This is a genomic window from Lysobacter capsici (assembly GCF_014779555.2).
Lineage (GTDB): Bacteria > Pseudomonadota > Gammaproteobacteria > Xanthomonadales > Xanthomonadaceae > Lysobacter > Lysobacter capsici.
Genome location: NZ_CP094357.1, coordinates 469,859 through 487,226 on the forward strand (window position 1 = coordinate 469,859; position 17,368 = coordinate 487,226).

Below are 17,368 nucleotides of genomic sequence, written 5' to 3' on the forward strand. Positions count from 1 at the left end.
GGTTATATGGTCAAGCGAATAAGCGCACACGGTGGATGCCTTGGCGGTCAGAGGCGATGAAGGACGTGATAGCCTGCGAAAAGCGCGGGGGAGCTGGCAATAAGCTTTGATCCCGTGATGTCCGAATGGGGAAACCCACCTAGCAATAGGTATCCTGCAGTGAATACATAGCTGCTGGAAGCGAACCCGGAGAACTGAAATATCTAAGTACCCGGAGGAAAAGAAATCAACCGAGATTCCCTAAGTAGTGACGAGCGAACGGGGACTAGCCCTTAAGTTGCATCAGCTTCAGCAAAACGAGTTGGAAAGCTCGGCCATAGAAGGTGACAGCCCTGTATGTGAAGGGGCTGATGCGATGAAATCGAGTAGGGCGGGGCACGAGAAACCCTGTCTGAACATGGGGGGACCATCCTCCAAGGCTAAATACTCCTGACCGACCGATAGTGAACCAGTACCGTGAGGGAAAGGCGAAAAGAACCCTGGTGAAGGGAGTGAAATAGACCCTGAAACCGTGTGCGTACAAGCAGTAGGAGCTCGCAAGAGTGACTGCGTACCTTTTGTATAATGGGTCAGCGACTTACTGTTCGTGGCAAGCTTAACCGTATAGGGGAGGCGAAGGGAAACCGAGTCTGATAAGGGCGCATAGTCGCGGGCAGTAGACCCGAAACCGGGTGATCTAGTCATGCCCAGGGTGAAGGTTGAGTAACATCAACTGGAGGCCCGAACCCACGTCTGTTGCAAAAGACGGGGATGAGGTGTGATTAGGAGTGAAAAGCTAATCGAACCCGGAGATAGCTGGTTCTCCTCGAAAGCTATTTAGGTAGCGCCTCGGACGAATACTGCTGGGGGTAGAGCACTGTTATGGCTAGGGGGTCATTGCGACTTACCAAACCATGGCAAACTCCGAATACCAGCACGTACTATCCGGGAGACACACGGCGGGTGCTAACGTCCGTCGTGAAAAGGGAAACAACCCAGACCCACAGCTAAGGTCCCAAATTTATCGCTAAGTGGTGAACGATGTGGAAAGGCACAGACAGCCAGGAGGTTGGCTTAGAAGCAGCCACCCTTTAAAGAAAGCGTAATAGCTCACTGGTCGAGTCGGTCTGCGCGGAAGATTTAACGGGGCTAAGCGATAAACCGAAGCTTGGGGTGCATCACTTTGTGATGCGCGGTAGAGGAGCGTTCCGTAAGCCGTTGAAGGTGGATTGAGAAGTCTGCTGGAGGTATCGGAAGTGCGAATGCTGACATGAGTAACGATAATGCGGGTGAAAAGCCCGCACGCCGAAAGCCCAAGGTTTCCTTGCGCAACGTTAATCGACGCAGGGTGAGTCGGCCCCTAAGGCGAGGCTGAAAAGCGTAGTCGATGGGAAGCAGGTTAATATTCCTGCACCTCGCGTAAGTGCGATGGAGGGACGGAGAAGGTTAGGCAGGCCAGGCGTTGGTTGTCCTGGTGAGAGAGTTGAGGCGGTTCCCTTTGGCAAATCCGGGGGAGCAACGTTGAGACTAAGGACCGGCCCATTCGGGCTAGGCTGCCGATATCACGCTTCCAGGAAAAGCTCCTAAGCTTCAGCTTACGCAGACCGTACCGTAAACCGACACAGGTGGGCAGGATGAGAATTCTAAGGCGCTTGAGAGAACTCGGGTGAAGGAACTAGGCAAAATAGCACCGTAACTTCGGGAGAAGGTGCGCCCTCCACGGTTAATAGCTGAGGGGGGCCGCAGTGACCAGGCCGCTGCGACTGTTTATCAAAAACACAGCACTCTGCAAACACGAAAGTGGACGTATAGGGTGTGACGCCTGCCCGGTGCTGGAAGGTTAATTGATGGGGTCAGCCGCAAGGCGAAGCTCTTGATCGAAGCCCCAGTAAACGGCGGCCGTAACTATAACGGTCCTAAGGTAGCGAAATTCCTTGTCGGGTAAGTTCCGACCTGCACGAATGGCGTAACGACAGCGGCGCTGTCTCCACCCGAGACTCAGTGAAATTGAAATCGCTGTGAAGATGCAGCGTTCCCGCGGCAAGACGGAAAGACCCCGTGAACCTTTACTATAGCTTTACACTGAACGTTGAGTTCGTCTGTGTAGGATAGGTGGGAGGCTATGAAACCATGGCGCTAGCTGTGGTGGAGCCATCCTTGAAATACCACCCTGTCGTGCTTGACGTTCTAACCTAGGCCCGTTATCCGGGTCAGGGACCGTGTATGGTGGGTAGTTTGACTGGGGCGGTCTCCTCCCAAAGTGTAACGGAGGAGCACGAAGGTACGCTCAGCGCGGTCGGACATCGCGCACTGTGTGCAAAGGCATAAGCGTGCTTGACTGCAAGATCGACGGATCAAGCAGGTACGAAAGTAGGTCTTAGTGATCCGGTGGTTCTGTATGGAAGGGCCATCGCTCAACGGATAAAAGGTACTCCGGGGATAACAGGCTGATACCGCCCAAGAGTTCATATCGACGGCGGTGTTTGGCACCTCGATGTCGGCTCATCACATCCTGGGGCTGTAGTCGGTCCCAAGGGTATGGCTGTTCGCCATTTAAAGTGGTACGCGAGCTGGGTTCAGAACGTCGTGAGACAGTTCGGTCCCTATCTGTCGTGGGCGTTGGAGATTTGAGAGGGGCTGCTCCTAGTACGAGAGGACCGGAGTGGACGAACCTCTGGTGTTCCGGTTGTCACGCCAGTGGCACTGCCGGGTAGCTATGTTCGGAAGCGATAACCGCTGAAAGCATCTAAGCGGGAAGCGCGCCTCAAGATGAGATCTCCCGGGACTTTAAGTCCCCTAAAGGAACCATCAAGACTAGGTGGTTGATAGGCAGGGTGTGTAAGTGCGGCAACGCATTGAGCTAACCTGTACTAATGATCCGTGTGGCTTGACCATATAACCTCAAGTTGCCTTGGCTTCATTGACACGTTAAGACGTTCCATCCAAAATACTGTTCGCTACATTCCAACTTATTCGCCGACAACGGGGTCCATTCCGTTGAAAGCACACCCACGTGAGCGTGAGCGCAACTTCAATCCACCGAAGCCTGCGACCCTCCACCCTCTCCCTGGTGATAATAGCTGTGTGGCACCACCCGATCCCATCCCGAACTCGGAAGTGAAACGCACATGCGCCGATGGTAGTGTGGCCTAAGCCATGCAAGAGTAGGTCATCGCCAGGGGCTTTACCCTAAAACGCCGCAACCACTGGTTGCGGCGTTTTTCTTTGCGCCAAACAAAAGCATGCCAGGCCCGCGGCTGGATTGCGAAGTTAATGCGCTGATAATCGATCGACGTGTCGTTCGGATAATCGATGCCGCCACGGCCCCGACCTGTAGGAGCGGCGCGAGCCGCGACCTGAATACCCACATCCGACGTAAGCGGGGCCTGCGGTCGCCGTTTGCGAAACGCCTACTGCGAGCGGATGCCGGAACGACGCAGACGGCCAGCTGCGCAATACATCCGCTTGGACAGATAACCGGTGTGCGACCACCGGGACGGCTTTGCCGAGACTGGCGATTTCCGGCTCGCATCAAATGCGCGGTCGCGCGGTCGCGGCGTGCGACGCGCCTACTAGGGCTACCGAGGCTGCGCGCCCATTGGCGCGTGGCGCTGATCAGGTCTGGCGGACAACCGATATCTGCTCGCTGGCGCCAAAAAATCTATGCGGAAAACAAGTTGCCGCATGATCTCTGGCAAGGCCTGGACCGGTCGCCGCCGCGTTGACAACGGGCCGGCCACCGCCGGAACGGCGCAATCGATGCGATAGCGCGCTGACAAAATCCAGGCGATGTCCGGTCACCAGTCCGGATCAGGCCAGTGAGCAAGGAATAGCCATGGAAGATATCTCGTTGCAAAGGCGCATGCCCCTGACGTTTCTGGAGGCATGCATGTTCACCCTCATCATCGGTCTGTGTCCGGCGGCATCGGCCCGGGCCGCGGAAGCGCAGCCACTGGTGACCTTGGCTCCCACGGGCGATTCCCAGCTTGTGTCGAATGTGAGGCAACGCGGTCGCGGCTTACGTCGAATGTGTAGTGGCCCAGTCGCGGCTTGTGGCCGAAGGAAATCCAGTAGGACGCCGATCCCATCGGGGATGTCGGGCATGCGTATGAATTTGGGTTGCGACGGTGATCGCGCCACCTGGGACGGTCCTGATAGATACGCGTCGTTAAATCATGAAGTTCCCGACTTCGATAAATGCCACCTGACGTCTGGACGAGCGTTCCCCATTCTCAATGTCGGCAACACATAACGGCGACAATGCGTCGGGGCGAATGATCTCGCACGGCCACGGACAGGACGAATTTGTATGAAAAGACGAAAGTTCATAACAGCGCCGTTGGCCATGACGGCTGCGGCTGCTGCTGCTGCATTGAGCAGTGGGAGCTCGGTAGCGCAACAAACGGTGCTTATCGATGCCAACGACGTGGGCTATTCGCCCACGGACGGTAGCGTCACGCCGCGCTCGGTCCAGGGGCGTTTGCGCGAGATGCTCAGCGTTAAGGACTTCGGAGCGATCGGGGACGGCACCACCGACGATTCGGCAGCTTTCGCCCAAGCCGCAACTACGACTGGACAAGTCTATGTGCCGGAAGGCGACTACACCGTTGCAATAGCACCGGCCTTGGGAAAGTTCTTCGGCCCTGGGCGGGTCAAGGTCGGCTCGACGCGTGTATATGTCCATCCCTTGCCTGGTCCGGTCAATGCGATCTACGCGGACGTCTTTGGACTGGGGTCGAACGAAGGCGTGGATTCATCCGCGGCACTGCAAGCGGCGGTGGACTATGCCAACGATCGCGCCATCGCGCTGGAGTTGCCGGCGGGCCGCAGGATTCGCGTGGACTCCACGGTTGTGGTCAAGCTTGGCGCGGCAGCGGTAGGAGACCCGCCTCGCAGATTCCTGTTGAAGGGCAACAACTGCGAAATCATGGCTAATGTGGCTGGCCCGGCACTGCGCTTGCAACCGCAATGCCCGGTCGGCGGCACGCCGGGTTTGGAAGTGGGCTATTTCCAGATCGATAACCTACGTTTCAACGGCTATTTCGCCAGCCAAAACGGCCTGATCGGTCGCAGCGCGATTCAGATCGGCGAAGTCGGCAAAAAGTTCGCCGGTTTCCAGAAGTGCCAACTACGGGACGTGTTCGCTCTGGGCTTCAATACGCCGACGATAAGACTCGTTGGTGCGTTGACGCGGATGATAAATTTCGATCGAGTTGTGGTCAACGACGGTGGTCTGGAGATCGCGACCCACGAAAACAATTCGTTCATCGGAGACTTGGATTTCAACAATTGCCAGTTCGGTGGCACCGTGACCAATCCACCACTCAAGATCGAATCCGCAGCAACCGGGGCAGCCAGTGAGATCCGCGGCATTCGCTTCTTTGGCACGATCTTCTATGGTTCGGGTACGTTGATCTACGCGCACAAGAATGGTCGAATCGGCGATCTATGGTTCAACTCGATTCAGTGGGAAGGCAGCAGCAATCCAGTGGGCGCCCATGCCCTGTGGATTGTGGTAGACGACACGGCCGACTTGTTCCAAATATTCATCGACAACCCTTATGTTGTCGGATTTAACGGCAATGCGATGCTGTTCGAGCGTTTCGGAGCAGCTCGGGTCAAGGCTGTCTCGGTGCGCGGCGCGAAGATTAACGAGATCATGACCGCGCAATACCGGCCTATCGTGTTGACCCAATTCGACGATACTTCGATCCTGGATTGCGATTTCTTCGGCCAGATCGCCGCGGATTCCTGCGTCTCGGTTTACAACGCCAAGAACGTGATTATCAGCCGTTGCCGCTCGATGCCCAATATCGCAACCCCGTACTTCACCGAGATCAGCGGGACCTCCGATCGTGTGCTGGTAGCGAACAACATCGCTGATACACGGGTGAGCTTCATCGCGAATTCGGCTGCGGGCAGCGTCGTCAGCGACAACAACATCAACTTCTGACGCAGTTCCATGCGTGGAGGTTACGACCGGTGGCGTCTTGTCCACCTTCGGTGAATCGATTGATGGAGTGATCGTAAGTGCTCGGCAACCCGATGGGAGTTGTCGCCGGCGACGCGGCCGTGTGGTGTACCGAGGCGAGGACAGCCACATCTTCGAACGGGTCGACTGGAGCGGCCAATGGCTGCTCAACGATTTGAGCGCCACCCGCGGCACGTTGAAAGCGAACGCCGGTCCGATGGGCTTCGTCGACGCGAATGGAGCGGCGTGAATCGTGTACCGCGGCGACGAGTACATGCAGCCGCAGGCGAGCGACGACAATATGCTGCATGAATTGTTCTACAGCGGCGGTCAGTGGTTGCATCGCGACCTGTAAGCGCGGTGCGAAACGCGGGGCGGGCGCGGATCCATGCGGTGCGGCGCCCGGATTTGCGATCGCGACGATTCACCGACTATGGCTGGATGCAGCGAGCGCGCAGCGCGGTTGCCCCCATCCTTGGTCGCGCATTGCGACCCGCGCGGCCCGGCGATTGAGCCCGGGCCGGCCGATCCGAGATCGCAAGGAGAGATTCAGATGAAGTTCACAACCATCGGCAAGTTCAGCAGCAAGTCCGATTCCGCCGTCAATTTCGGGCTTGCGTCGAATGTGGGTTACGCGGTCGCGGCTTATGGCTTAAGGAAATCCAGTGGGACGCCGCTACTACGCGGTTGTCGAGCCTGCGCATTGATTGTGGTTGCGGTGGTGATCGCGCGGGTGGCGAATAAACCGCGTCCAGGCGCCAACCTCCCGCCGGGAACGCGAACCATGACGGATTGGCCTCAGCCGTGGTCGACTGATCACTGCCGCGGTAATTGCGAATCGAAGTGGCGGGCGGGTTACCGCCGGGTCGTGCAAGCGATCGCGAACATCGCGCAGCAGTCGTTCGCATCTCAGGTGACGTGATCACCCCGCGGCGCCAGACCGAGTTCGACCCGCGTGTCTCCATCCTCAGCCTGGATCCGCAGGCCGATCCGATAGCGTTCGCACAGGCGGCGCACGATCGCCAGGCCGAGTCCGAGGCCGGCGCTGCCTTCGCGGCGCTGAAACGGTCGGTGCAGGGTCGCGAGCAAATCCGGTTCGATCGCGTGCCCGCTGTTGACGATGTTGAAGCTTGCGCGGTCTCGGCTTTGCGTATGCTCGATCCAGATACGCACCACGCCGGCTTCGGTGTGCGCGAAGGCGTTGCCGATCAGGTTCGACAACAGGATGTGCAATACCGATTCGGGCAGCACGCTGCGGATGTCGGGCGGCACCTGGACATCGAGTTCGATCGGTTTTCCTTCCAGCAGCACCGCCTGATCCAGGATGACCCGCTCCAGCAATGGCAGCACGGCAACGGGATCGCCCGTTCGAGCCGACTCTTGCGACTCGCGGGCCAGACTCAGCAGCGTGCCGACGGTCTGCTCAAGCTGCGATGCCGACTGGCGCAGATGCATCAGATGCTGGCGTCCGGCCGGCGACAGCCCGGGTTCGTCGAGCAGGCGCTCGCTGGTGCTGACGATCACCGCGAGCGGCGTGCGCAGTTCATGACTGGCGTCGCGAGTGAATTCCTGCTCGCGCTCGATGAAGGTGCGGATGCGGTCGATCAGCTCGGCGACGCCTTGCGCGACCAGGCCGACTTCGTCGTCGGCGCGCTCGGGTATCGGCAGCACCGGCAGATGCTGCGGCGTGATTGAGCCGACCTGCGCGGCCAGTCGCGCCAGCGGCGCCGCGGTCCGTCGCGCCAGCCAGTAAGCGATCAACAGCGCCAACGCGAACACCGCGACCGCCGACCAGGCCAGTAATTGCAGGATGCGGTCGCGCATCGGCCGGACCACCAACTGCTGGCTGACTTCGGCGACCAGCCATGCGTTCGCGGCGGGGGCGGAAGCCTGCAGGGTCTTGAGGTGGTAATGACGGCCATCGCGCCCGGCGTATTCATGACGCCAGGGTTCGTCCTGATAAGGCGAACGCAAGTCGTCGGGGAACTGCGCTACGCTGGTGTACACCTTCATGTACGGGCTGCGCGGTGTCTCCCAGCGGCCATCGTGCCGACGCGCGCGCATCAGGGCCGCGGCTTCCTGTCGCAACGCGGCGTCGAAGAAGGCGTCTTCGGTCGCATACATGAACACCATCGCGTACAGGCCGAACACGCCGGCGACGAGCACGGCGAATCCGCCGAAGGCGATCATCAGGCGATTGCGCATGCGCCGGCGCGGTCGTTTCATGGGCGCTCGCGCAGCTTGAAACCGACGCCGTGCACGGTGTGCAGCATCGGCCACGCGAAGGGTTTATCGAGCGCTTGCCGCAGCAGGTACAGATGCGAACGCAGCGGATCGGACTGCGGCACGTCATCGCCCCACAAGCGCTGCATGAGTTCGCTGCGGGTGAGGGTGCGGGGCCAGGCTTCGGCAAGAATCAGCAGGATGCGGTACGCGGTGTGGTGCAACTCGAGCGTCGCGCCATCGCGCTGTGCGCTGTTGCTGCGGCGATCGATGCTGAGCGGACCGATCCGCAGCAGATGGTGCTCGCCGCCGCGATGACGCTGCGACAGCGCGAGGCAGCGGGCGAGCAATTCCTCGCCCGCGAACGGCTTGACCAGGTAATCGTCGGCGCCGGCCTCGAAGCCCTTGAGTTTATCGGCGAGGGTGTCGCGGGCGGTGAGCATCAGCACCGGGATGCGGCGGTCGGCGCGCTCGCGCAACTGCGCGCATACGCGAAGGCCGTCCAGGCCGGGTAAGTTGAGATCCAGCACCAATACGTCGGGTGGATCGTCCAGCGCCAGGCGCAGACCGGTGCGGCCATCGGCGGCGAAGTCCGCCCGATGGCCGTGCGACTCGAACATCGCCGCCATCGCCGTGCGCAGCGGCAGATGATCTTCGACCACGAGGATGCGCAGACGCTCCACCATCGACGCTCAGCTTCCGATGCGCTGCAACAGTTGTTTAGCTTCGGCCATGTTGGGATGGCTTTCCAGTACTTCGCCGGTCAGCGATCGCGCGCGTTCGCGATCGCCCAGCCGCAGGTGCGCCTCGGCCATGCCCAGGCGCAGTTGCGGTTCGGGCATGTACGGCGCGGCCAGCTGCATGATCGCCAGCGCGTCGCGGGTGGCGGCCAGGTCCTGTGTGGCCTGCGATTGGTAGTAGCCGAGCAGGCCGATCAGTTGCACGTGATAGGTATCGCGATCGTCGGCCAGGGCCTGGCGCACGGCCGCGGATTCGCCGTTTAATGCGCGCTGCACCAAGGTCATGGTGCGTTCGTCGCGCCAGGGCGTGCGCGCCTTGGGCTGACGGCCGAGCGCGCTGACGATGGCTTCGGCGACCGCGGGTGTCGAGTACGGGTTCTGCCCGGTGATCAGGCGGCCGTCGACGACCAGCTTAGGCATCATCAACGCCGCTTCCTGCCATTGCGCGCCACGCGCCTTGAGCGCGTCTTCGAGCTGGAAGCGGTATTGCTTCGCCCAACGCTTGCCGAACACGGCTTCCTCTTCGTTGCTGAAACCGGTCATGCGCTTGCCGTCGACCAGCCATGCGCCGTTGCCGAGCCGCACATCGACCAGCGCGGCCGGGCCGTGACACACCGCCGCGACCACGCCGCCGCGTTGGTAGATGTCCGCCACCACGCGCTGCAAGGCCTGGTCGGCGGGCAGATCGAACATCGCGCCCTTGCCGCCGACCACGTAGACCGCGGCATAGTCGGCGGCCTTGAGCTCGCCGGTCTTGCGCGTGGCCGCGAGCTGCGCGGTCGCGCCGGCATCGGCGAGCAGGCTCGCGTTGAACGCTTCGGTCGCGTCGTATTTGTCGGCTTCGACGCGGCCGCCGTTCGGGCTGGCGACGTCGATGGCATAGCCGTTGTCGCGGAAGATCAGATAGGCCTGGGCGAATTCGTCCATCTCGAAGCCGGGCTGGGTCTTGCCCTGGTCGCGGCCTTCGCCGCTGACCACGATCAGGATCTTGTCGGCGGCCATCGCGGGCACGGCGGCGAGCAGCAACGACAAGGCGAGGACGGCGCGGCGAATACGGTGTGGGGTCATGGAGGCGATCTCGGCGAGAGGGAGCCTCAGTCTCGGCACGGGCTGTGAATCAAACTTCAAATACCGCGCAGCCGCGCCGACCCCGATGCGATCAACCGGTCTTGCGGAACGTCACCACCAGCACATCGCGATGCGCTTCGCGTTGCGGATCCTGCGGCGTCACCGCGGTGACGCCATGGAACACGCGCGCATCGTCGACCAGGGCGGCGTCGAGCGGCGCGGTCAGGGTGAAACTGCCCAGTTCGGTGCCGTCGGCGGTGTGGATGGTGGTGGTGCCGCTGAGGATGTTGTGGCGGTCGATCAACAGCACCAGCACATAGTCGACGCCGTCGCGATGCACGCCTTCGGGCGTGGGCTGGCCGTCTTCGTCGCCGCGCGCTTCGATGCGGAACTGGTGCAGCTCGATATGCCAGGCCTGCGTCTGCGGCGCGAGCGTGGAAAAGAAATCGCGGCAGAACCCGAGCACGGTGGTGAGACTGGCGCCGCCGGCGATGGCGTCGTGGACCGGTTCGAACCAGCGTTCGATGTCGCCTTGCAGGGCGTTGTAGTTGAGGCTTTGGTAATGCGGCTGATGCGGCTGGCGCTCGATCGCGCCGTCGCGGCCGGCGCGGAACACCGCATGCCGGCGGCGGCGGTGGCGGCCGACGCTGGCCAGGTACTGATCGGGCGCCAGGTCGTTCCAACTGTCGGCGAACGCCGGCCAATCCTGTAGCGAGCCGTGCTGCAGCAGATGGCCGCGCATGGTCTCGCCGTCGACGAAGCAAAAGCCGTCGCCGCGCAGGGATTGGGCGAAGTCGTCGTGATCGGTGCGCGGGGCGGGGGACATTCGCAACTCTTCGGGACAGCGGGGATGCGGCGGAGGACGTGGCGAACGCGATCTGCGTTCGCGAAGGACGGATGCGAACGACGTGCGCGAAAGACTCAGCTGGGCAGGCCGGCCTGCGCGGAGCCGTCGAGCAGACGCAGCACCACCTGCGCGCTGGCGTCTTCGGACGCCGCCAGCGCGGCCAGGACCAGCAAGGCCAGCACGCAGCCGAAGCCCAGCACCCAGGCCAGACTGCGCAGCCTGGGCTGGCGCGCCACATAGAACACGCCGTGCAGTACCCGGAAGACGATGAAGGCCATTGCCAGGCCGACGATCCAGTCGGTGGCCACGCCGGTCATCTGCGCGCCGATCACGCCGGCCGCGAACGGGGCGAAGGCTTCGAAGGCGTTGAGATGGGCGGCGTAGGCGGCATTGCAACGCGGGTTGTCCTGGCGGGTCTGCCAGCCGCGCGGGTCGCGGTTGTCGTAGCGCTTGCCGCTGGCCTTGGCGACGGCGACCCACAGGTACGGCAACAGCGCGGCGATCAGCACGCACCAGTAGGCGATGGACATGGACATGCGTGTTCCTTCAGGCATACCGCGAGCCGCGGCTGCTAAAGCCTAGCGGAAAAAACCACGGCGCCCTTGGGCGCCGTCGTCGGATCGCTGTGCGGCAAGGGTCGGCCCGTCGGGCCGGCCCTGCGCGCGGGCGCGGCTTACTTCGCCGGTGGCGCCATCAGCGTGTCGTGCGCGGCGCGGAAGGCGTTGCCCTCGTACCAGTTCGGCCACTGCTCGTTGCCGGCCAGCACCTTGCCCACGCCGTACAGCGCGTCCAGGTCCTGGACCAAGCCGTCGAGCTTCCAGGCCGCGTCAAATTCGTCGGCCGGCTTGTGGTACCGGTTGTCGCGATAGTCGATCTGGGCCTTCTTTCCGGCTTCGACGCCGCCGTCGATCAGGTCGTCGCCGCCCTTGGCGTACAGCGCGGGCACGCCGGCCTTGGCGAAGTTGAAGTGATCGGAGCGGAAGTAGAAGCCGTCTTGCGGGGTGGCTTCGGCGTGCAGCACGCGCTGCTGGCCGTCGGCGACGGTCTTGAGGATGTCCTCGAGCTCGGAGCTGCCGTAACCGACCACGGTCATGTCGCGGGCCTTGCCGATGATCGGCATCGCGTCGAGGTTGATCACCGCGACGGTCTTGTTGAGCGGCACGGTCGGATGGGCGACGTAGTACTTCGAACCCAGCAGGCCCGATTCCTCCAAGGTCACCGCCAGGAACAGCAGCGAACGGTCCGGCGGCGGGGTCTGCTTGCTGAAGGCTTCGGCGATTTCCAGGATGCCGGCCACGCCCGAGGCGTTGTCGACCGCGCCGTTGTAGATGGTGTCCGGACCGGTGGTCTTGGCGTCGGCGCCGTGGCCTTCATGGCCGCCTTCGCCGGTGTGGTTGCCCAGGTGATCCCAGTGCGCCATGTAGACGATGGCTTCGTCCGGACGCTTGGCGCCGTCCAGGCGCGCGACCACGTTGCGCGAGGACTTCTCGCTGATCTTGCTCTTCAGATCCACCGAAGCCTTGGCCTGCAGCGGGATCGCTTTGAAACCGCGCTTGCCGGCGGCCTGGTACAGCTGATCGAGGTTCTGGCCCAGATCGCCGAGCAATTTGCGCGCGACGTCGTTGCTGATCCAGCCCTGCACCGGCAGGCGCGGTTCCGGATCGTCCTTGGCCGGCAGGTCGAACTGCGCGCCCGACCACGAATTCTTGACCACGTCCCAGCCGTACGATGCGCCGGCGGTGTCGTGGATGATCAATGCGGCCTTCGCGCCCTGGCGCGCGGCCTCTTCGAACTTGTAGGTCCAGCGGCCGTAATAGGTCATCCGCTTGCCTTCGAACAAGGTCGCGTCCTGGCCGTGGAAGCCCGGGTCGTTGACGAACATCACCACCGTCTTGCCCTTGACGTCGACGCCGGCGTAATCGTTCCACTGCTGCTCGGGCGCGTTGACGCCGTAGCCCACGAACACCAGATCGCTGCCGTCGACCTTCACTTCCGGCTGGCCGGTGCGGGTGCCGACCACCATGTCGGTGCCGAACTTCAACTCGCGCGGCTGGCCCTTGACCTGGAGCGTGAGCGAGGTGGTCTCGTCGGCCGTGGTCTCGACCATCGGCACGGTCTGGAAATAACTGTCGCCGTTGCCGGGCTTGAGCCCCATGCGCTGAAACTGCGCCTGCAGGTACTGGACGGTCTTTTCCTCGCCGGCGCTGCCGGGCGCGCGGCCTTCGAACTCGTCGGAGGCCAGGATCTTGACGTGCTGGGCGAAGTCGGCGGCGTTGATCGCGCCGTCGAAGCCGTGCTCGCCGGCGGGCTGGGCCGGGGCCGACGTGGCGGCGCTCGCGCCGGCGTCGGGTTTGGACGCTGTCTTGTCGCAGGCCGACAGGACCAGGGCGGCGGCCACCAGCGAGGTGGCGGTGAGCAGCGGGGTGGTTCGGGACAGATGCTTCGGCAACAAGGTCGAGACCTCCAGGAGCGGCGCACGGGCCGGGGGTGGGGGAGGTCCATTCTAGGTGCTGCGGTTTGGCGGTGTTGTCCCGATCGGTTCGCCCGCCGAGCGGTCGGGCGCAATGCGAACGCCCCGCCCGGATCGCCGCGGCGGTGGCCGTGGCGACTCGGACGGGGCGCGGGTGCGGCTTTACTCGGCCGGCGGGGTCGCGGTGTTGAACGCGATCGCGGTGGCGCCGCGGATCGGGCCGGTCTTGGCGGTGCTGTGGACGTACAGCTTCACTTCGCGCTCGAACACCAGCGCGCCGTCGACGCGCGCGTTCGGTCCGATGATCACGCGCGGGTCGCGCTGCTTGAGCAACTGGATGCCGTTGGGCTTGGTGTAGCGAATGCCGCCGCTGACGTGCGAGTCCACGCCGACGGTGAGGTCGCCGTTGACCGTCTCGATGCCGCCGGTGACGTCGGTGTCGACCAGGCCGATCGCGCCGTTGACGGTTTCCAGGTCGCCGCGCACGGTGCCGCCGCGATCGACGAAGATGCTGCCGTTGACGGTTTCGATGCCGCCGTTCGCGGTCAGGTTGGTGCCGGCGCGGATGCTGCCGTTGACCGTTTCCAGGCCGCCGGTCTGGCTGCTGTTGCCGACGTTGATGCTGCCGTTGACCGTCTCGGCCTTGCCGACGCGGGCGCTGTCGCCGATCTTGATGCTGCCGTTGACGGTGTCCAGGTCGCCCTGGCGCTGGCTGGCTTCGACGTTGATGCTGCCGTTGACCTTGCTGATGCCCTCGTCGGCGAACGCCAGCGGCGAGGACAGGGCGATCAGGACCGACAGGCTGAGAGTGAGGCGGGTGCGCGTCATGGCGTGTTCCGTTGTCTGGTGGGCAAAGTCTGTGATGCGGCGAGCGTGCGATCGGTTTAAGCCGAATGCGTATTTCGTGATGTCGGTGGACACGGAGCGTGCCGGGCCAAGCACTATCAAGCACTTGCGGAGGCAGCTTCGAACCCGTCGCCGCGTTCCCCGGGGCTTCATCGTCCGCTTCGCTACAATCGCAGAATCCGCCTGCGGCGGCCCCTGCCCCTGGTCATAGGAATCCCCCACGTGTCAGCGAATGCCCGACCCAAGCCCGTAGTGCTGTTGATCCTCGACGGTTGGGGCCATCGCGACGACCCCGCCGACAACGCCCTGGCCCAGGCCACCTTGCCGAACTGGCATGCGCTGCTGGCCTCGCAGGCCCACACCCTGATCCACACCGAAGGCCGCCATGTCGGCCTGCCGGACGGGCAGATGGGCAATTCCGAGGTCGGCCACATGAACCTCGGCGCCGGCCGCATCGTCTACCAGGACCTGACCCGGGTCGATGCGGCGATCGAGGACGGCAGCTTCTACGCCAACGAGGAACTGCGCGCGGCCTGCGCGACGGCGAAGTCGTCGAACGGCACCTTGCACGTCATGGGCCTGCTCTCGCCCGGCGGCGTCCACAGCCATGAGAAGCACATCTTCGCGATGCTCGAACTCGCCCAGCGCGAAGGCGTGGCGCGGGTCGCGGTGCATGCGTTCCTGGACGGCCGCGACATGCCGCCCAAGTCGGCCGCGCCGAGCCTGCAGCGCCTGCAAGAGGTGTGCGACCGTCTCGGCAACGCGCATATCGCCTCGATCAGCGGCCGCTACTACGCGATGGACCGCGACAAGCGCTGGGATCGCCAGTTGCGCGCCTGGAACGCGATGGTCGAAGCCGACAGCCCCGAGCACGCGCCAACCGCGCTGGCCGGGCTCGAAGCGGCGTATGCGCGCGGCGAAACCGACGAATTCGTCGCCCCGACCGTGATCGACGGCGCCACCGCGATGGCCGACGGCGACGCGGTGGTGTTCATGAATTTCCGCGCCGACCGCGCGCGCCAGCTGAGCGCGGCTTTCGTCGATCCGAACTTCGACGGCTACGCAGCGCGCCGGCCGAAGCTGTCGCGTTTCGTCTGCCTGACCGAATACGACGCGCGCCTGCCGGCGCCGGTCGCGTTCGGCCCCGACGATCTGCACAACACCCTGGGCGAATTGCTGGCCGCCAACGACCTGACCCAACTGCGCATCGCCGAGACCGAGAAATACGCGCACGTCACCTTCTTCTTCAGCGGCGGGCGCGAAGATCCGTATCAGGGCGAAAGTCGCATCCTGGTGCCGAGCCCGAAGGTCGCGACCTACGACCTGCAGCCGGAGATGAGCTGCCCGGAAGTCACCGCCAAGCTGGTCGAAGCGATTCACTCGGGCACGATCGACGTTGCGATCTGCAACATCGCCAACCCCGACATGGTCGGCCACACCGGCGACCTGCAGGCCGCGATCCTCGCCGCGCAGGCGGTCGACAAGGCGATCGGCGCGATCGCCGCCGCGGTGCAGGAGGTCGGCGGCGCGCTGCTGATCACCGCCGATCACGGCAACCTGGAAATGATGCGCGACCCGAGCACCGGCCAGCCGCATACCGCGCACACCGTCGGTCCGGTGCCGCTGGTCTATCTCGGCCCGCGCAAGGCCACCCTGCGCAGCGGCGGCGCCTTGCGCGATGTCGCGCCGACCATTCTCGACCTGCTCGGCCTCGCCCAGCCGGTCGAGATGACCGGCACGAGCCTGCTGGCGCGCTGATGGCGAGCGCGCGCGGGTGGTGGCTGGCCAGCGTGGCGGCGTGCTCGCTGGCGATGAGCCTGGGCGCCCACGCGGCCGCGCAGAGCAACAGCCGCGACGCCGAGCGCAAGCTCGAGAAGATCAAGACCGAACTCAAGTCGGTCGCGGCCGAACGGCGCAAGCTGGAAGGCCAGCGCGGCGACGCCTCGCAGCAATTGCGTCAGGCCGACGAACAGGTCGGCCATTCCAACCGGGCCCTGCGCGACACCGAAACCCGGCTCGCGCGCGAACAGGCCGCGCTGAAGGATCTGCAGGGCAAGCGCGACGCGCTCAACGCGAGCCTGGGCTCCAAGCGCGACGAGTTGTCCCGGCTGGTGCGCGCCGCGTACGCGCAAGGCAACGATGCGCCGCTGAAACTGCTGCTGTCGCAGGACAAGGTCGCCGACAGCAGCCGCATCCTGACCTATCACGGTTATGTGCAGCGCGACCGCGCGCGCCGTATCGCCGAACTGAGCGCGCAGCTGCGCGAACTCGATGCGCTCGAGCGTCAGATCGTCGAGCGCCGCGCCAGCCTCGACAGCACCCGCAAGCAGCAGCGCAACCAGCTCGGCCAGCTCGAAAAAGACCGCAAGACCCGCGCCGCGCTGGTCGCCCAGATCAACGAAAAATACGAAGACCGCAGCACCCGCGAACGCGAACTCGGCCGCGATGCGAAGGGCCTGGAGCAGTTGCTGGCCAAGTTGCGCGCGGCCGCCGCGCGCGCCGAAGCGCAGCGTCGCGCCGCCGCCAAGGCCAAGGCCGAACGCGAGGCCCGCGAGGCGCGCGCCGCCGCCGCGGCGGCCAAGGCGCAAGGCAAGCCCGCGCCGGTGCGCAAACCGCCGGTGCAGGTCGCCAGCGCGCCCGCGCCGCAGGTCGGCGGCCTGGGCTGGCCGGTGTCGGGCGCCTTGCTGGCCGGCTTCGGCGGCACCATGCCCGACGGCCGCAGCAGCGAAGGCCTGCTGATCGGCGCGCCGGCCGGCGCCACGGTCAAGGCGGTCGCCGACGGCACCGTGGTCTATTCGGAATGGATGACCGGTTACGGCCTGTTGCTGATCGTCGATCACGGCAACGGCTACATGAGCCTGTACGCGAACAACGACGCCCTGCTCAAGGACGCCGGCGCGACGGTCAAGAAAGGCGACGCGGTCGCCACGGTCGGCAGTTCCGGCGGCCACGGCCGGCCGGCGCTGTATTTCGAACTGCGCCGCGGCGGCCAGCCGGTCAATCCGAATACCTGGCTGCGGCGTTGAACGGTGACGCCGCGCAGGTAATGGCCGGGGCGAAACGGGCCGGATCGACGCGGAGTTAGGTCGAAGCGAGCTGGATTGAAGCGCGCCGGGTCGATGCCAAGCGCCGGTCCGAGCGTTGCTGGCGTTCTTCGTGGCGGCGCGTCAGTCCCGACGCTGTCCGCTCCGGTCGCCTGACAGCGGGCTTGCTTGAACCCAACG

General features: G+C 63.9%; 12 protein-coding genes and 2 rRNA genes. 6 read left to right on the top strand and 8 right to left on the bottom strand.

Annotated features, from left to right (window positions below; all coding sequences use genetic code 11):
• Positions 1–8 precede the first annotated feature (8 nt).
• The 3 genes from IEQ11_RS01910 to IEQ11_RS01920 all read left to right on the top strand — a co-directional run bounded on the left by IEQ11_RS01910 (position 9) and on the right by IEQ11_RS01920 (position 5,932).
• A 23S ribosomal RNA gene (locus IEQ11_RS01910) occupies positions 9–2,874 on the top strand.
• Between the two features lie 171 nt (positions 2,875–3,045).
• A 5S ribosomal RNA gene (rrf, locus tag IEQ11_RS01915) occupies positions 3,046–3,160 on the top strand.
• Positions 3,161–4,288: 1,128 nt separating this feature from the next.
• A complete protein-coding gene (locus tag IEQ11_RS01920) occupies positions 4,289–5,932 on the top strand; it encodes a glycosyl hydrolase family 28-related protein (RefSeq protein ID WP_191823580.1) in 1,644 nt (547 codons plus the stop codon).
• On the opposite strand, the gene IEQ11_RS01925 is transcribed toward IEQ11_RS01920, so the two are convergent.
• Positions 5,922–6,293, bottom strand: coding sequence for a hypothetical protein (locus tag IEQ11_RS01925; RefSeq protein WP_191823579.1), 372 nt, complete (start codon positions 6,291–6,293; stop codon positions 5,922–5,924). The two genes, IEQ11_RS01920 and IEQ11_RS01925, sit on opposite strands and share 11 nt — an antisense overlap.
• Positions 6,294–6,503: 210 nt before the next feature.
• Here IEQ11_RS01925 and IEQ11_RS01930 point away from each other — a divergent pair, with 210 nt between their 5' ends.
• Positions 6,504–6,872: a hypothetical protein gene (locus IEQ11_RS01930; protein WP_191823578.1), complete on the top strand. Its 369-nt coding sequence runs from the start codon at positions 6,504–6,506 to the stop codon at positions 6,870–6,872.
• Here IEQ11_RS01930 and IEQ11_RS01935 read toward each other — a convergent pair.
• From IEQ11_RS01935 to IEQ11_RS01965, 7 genes are all read right to left on the bottom strand, one after another.
• Positions 6,860–8,176 carry a sensor histidine kinase gene (locus IEQ11_RS01935; protein ID WP_191823577.1) on the bottom strand — a complete coding sequence of 439 codons (1,317 nt, stop codon included), beginning with the start codon at positions 8,174–8,176 and terminating at the stop codon, positions 6,860–6,862. The genes IEQ11_RS01930 and IEQ11_RS01935 overlap by 13 nt on opposite strands.
• On the bottom strand, positions 8,173–8,859 hold the full coding sequence (locus IEQ11_RS01940) for a response regulator transcription factor (RefSeq protein ID WP_191823576.1): 687 nt from the start codon (positions 8,857–8,859) through the stop codon (positions 8,173–8,175). Before IEQ11_RS01940 ends, IEQ11_RS01935 begins: the two co-directional genes overlap by 4 nt.
• A gap of 6 nt (positions 8,860–8,865) precedes the next feature.
• Positions 8,866–9,981 carry a type 1 glutamine amidotransferase domain-containing protein gene (locus tag IEQ11_RS01945; RefSeq protein WP_191823575.1) on the bottom strand — a complete coding sequence of 372 codons (1,116 nt, stop codon included), beginning with the start codon at positions 9,979–9,981 and terminating at the stop codon, positions 8,866–8,868.
• 91 nt (positions 9,982–10,072) lie between these two features.
• Positions 10,073–10,807, bottom strand: a complete 735-nt coding sequence (locus tag IEQ11_RS01950; protein WP_191823574.1) for a 2OG-Fe dioxygenase family protein — start codon at positions 10,805–10,807, stop codon at positions 10,073–10,075.
• Between the two features lie 95 nt (positions 10,808–10,902).
• Positions 10,903–11,364 carry an MAPEG family protein gene (locus tag IEQ11_RS01955; protein WP_198338957.1) on the bottom strand — a complete coding sequence of 154 codons (462 nt, stop codon included), beginning with the start codon at positions 11,362–11,364 and terminating at the stop codon, positions 10,903–10,905.
• A 137-nt stretch (positions 11,365–11,501) separates the two neighbouring features.
• Entirely contained in the window at positions 11,502–13,280 is a 1,779-nt protein-coding gene (locus IEQ11_RS01960) for a M28 family metallopeptidase (RefSeq protein ID WP_228465015.1), read from the bottom strand.
• 180 nt (positions 13,281–13,460) lie between these two features.
• Positions 13,461–14,126 carry a DUF4097 family beta strand repeat-containing protein gene (locus IEQ11_RS01965; RefSeq protein WP_057920508.1) on the bottom strand — a complete coding sequence of 222 codons (666 nt, stop codon included), beginning with the start codon at positions 14,124–14,126 and terminating at the stop codon, positions 13,461–13,463.
• A gap of 240 nt (positions 14,127–14,366) precedes the next feature.
• Here IEQ11_RS01965 and gpmI point away from each other — a divergent pair, with 240 nt between their 5' ends.
• Both gpmI and IEQ11_RS01975 read left to right on the top strand, forming a co-directional pair.
• Complete coding sequence (gene gpmI / locus IEQ11_RS01970; RefSeq protein ID WP_191823573.1) at positions 14,367–15,902, top strand: 2,3-bisphosphoglycerate-independent phosphoglycerate mutase; 1,536 nt, start codon at positions 14,367–14,369, stop codon at positions 15,900–15,902.
• Entirely contained in the window at positions 15,902–17,170 is a 1,269-nt protein-coding gene (locus IEQ11_RS01975; protein ID WP_096411999.1) for a murein hydrolase activator EnvC family protein, read from the top strand. Before gpmI ends, IEQ11_RS01975 begins: the two co-directional genes overlap by 1 nt.
• Positions 17,171–17,368: the final 198 nt, after the last annotated feature.

Bases quoted from the DNA above. Each gene is read 5' to 3' on its own strand.
- IEQ11_RS01920 (WP_191823580.1), top strand. From the start codon at position 4,289: ATGAAAAGACGAAAGTTCATAACAGCGCCGTTGGCCATGACGGCTGCG.
- IEQ11_RS01925 (WP_191823579.1), bottom strand. From the start codon at position 6,293: ATGCAACCACTGACCGCCGCTGTAGAACAATTCATGCAGCATATTGTC.
- IEQ11_RS01930 (WP_191823578.1), top strand. From the start codon at position 6,504: ATGAAGTTCACAACCATCGGCAAGTTCAGCAGCAAGTCCGATTCCGCC.
- IEQ11_RS01935 (WP_191823577.1), bottom strand. From the start codon at position 8,176: ATGAAACGACCGCGCCGGCGCATGCGCAATCGCCTGATGATCGCCTTC.
- IEQ11_RS01940 (WP_191823576.1), bottom strand. From the start codon at position 8,859: ATGGTGGAGCGTCTGCGCATCCTCGTGGTCGAAGATCATCTGCCGCTG.
- IEQ11_RS01945 (WP_191823575.1), bottom strand. From the start codon at position 9,981: ATGACCCCACACCGTATTCGCCGCGCCGTCCTCGCCTTGTCGTTGCTG.
- IEQ11_RS01950 (WP_191823574.1), bottom strand. From the start codon at position 10,807: ATGTCCCCCGCCCCGCGCACCGATCACGACGACTTCGCCCAATCCCTG.
- IEQ11_RS01955 (WP_198338957.1), bottom strand. From the start codon at position 11,364: ATGTCCATGTCCATCGCCTACTGGTGCGTGCTGATCGCCGCGCTGTTG.
- IEQ11_RS01965 (WP_057920508.1), bottom strand. From the start codon at position 14,126: ATGACGCGCACCCGCCTCACTCTCAGCCTGTCGGTCCTGATCGCCCTG.
- IEQ11_RS01975 (WP_096411999.1), top strand. From the start codon at position 15,902: ATGGCGAGCGCGCGCGGGTGGTGGCTGGCCAGCGTGGCGGCGTGCTCG.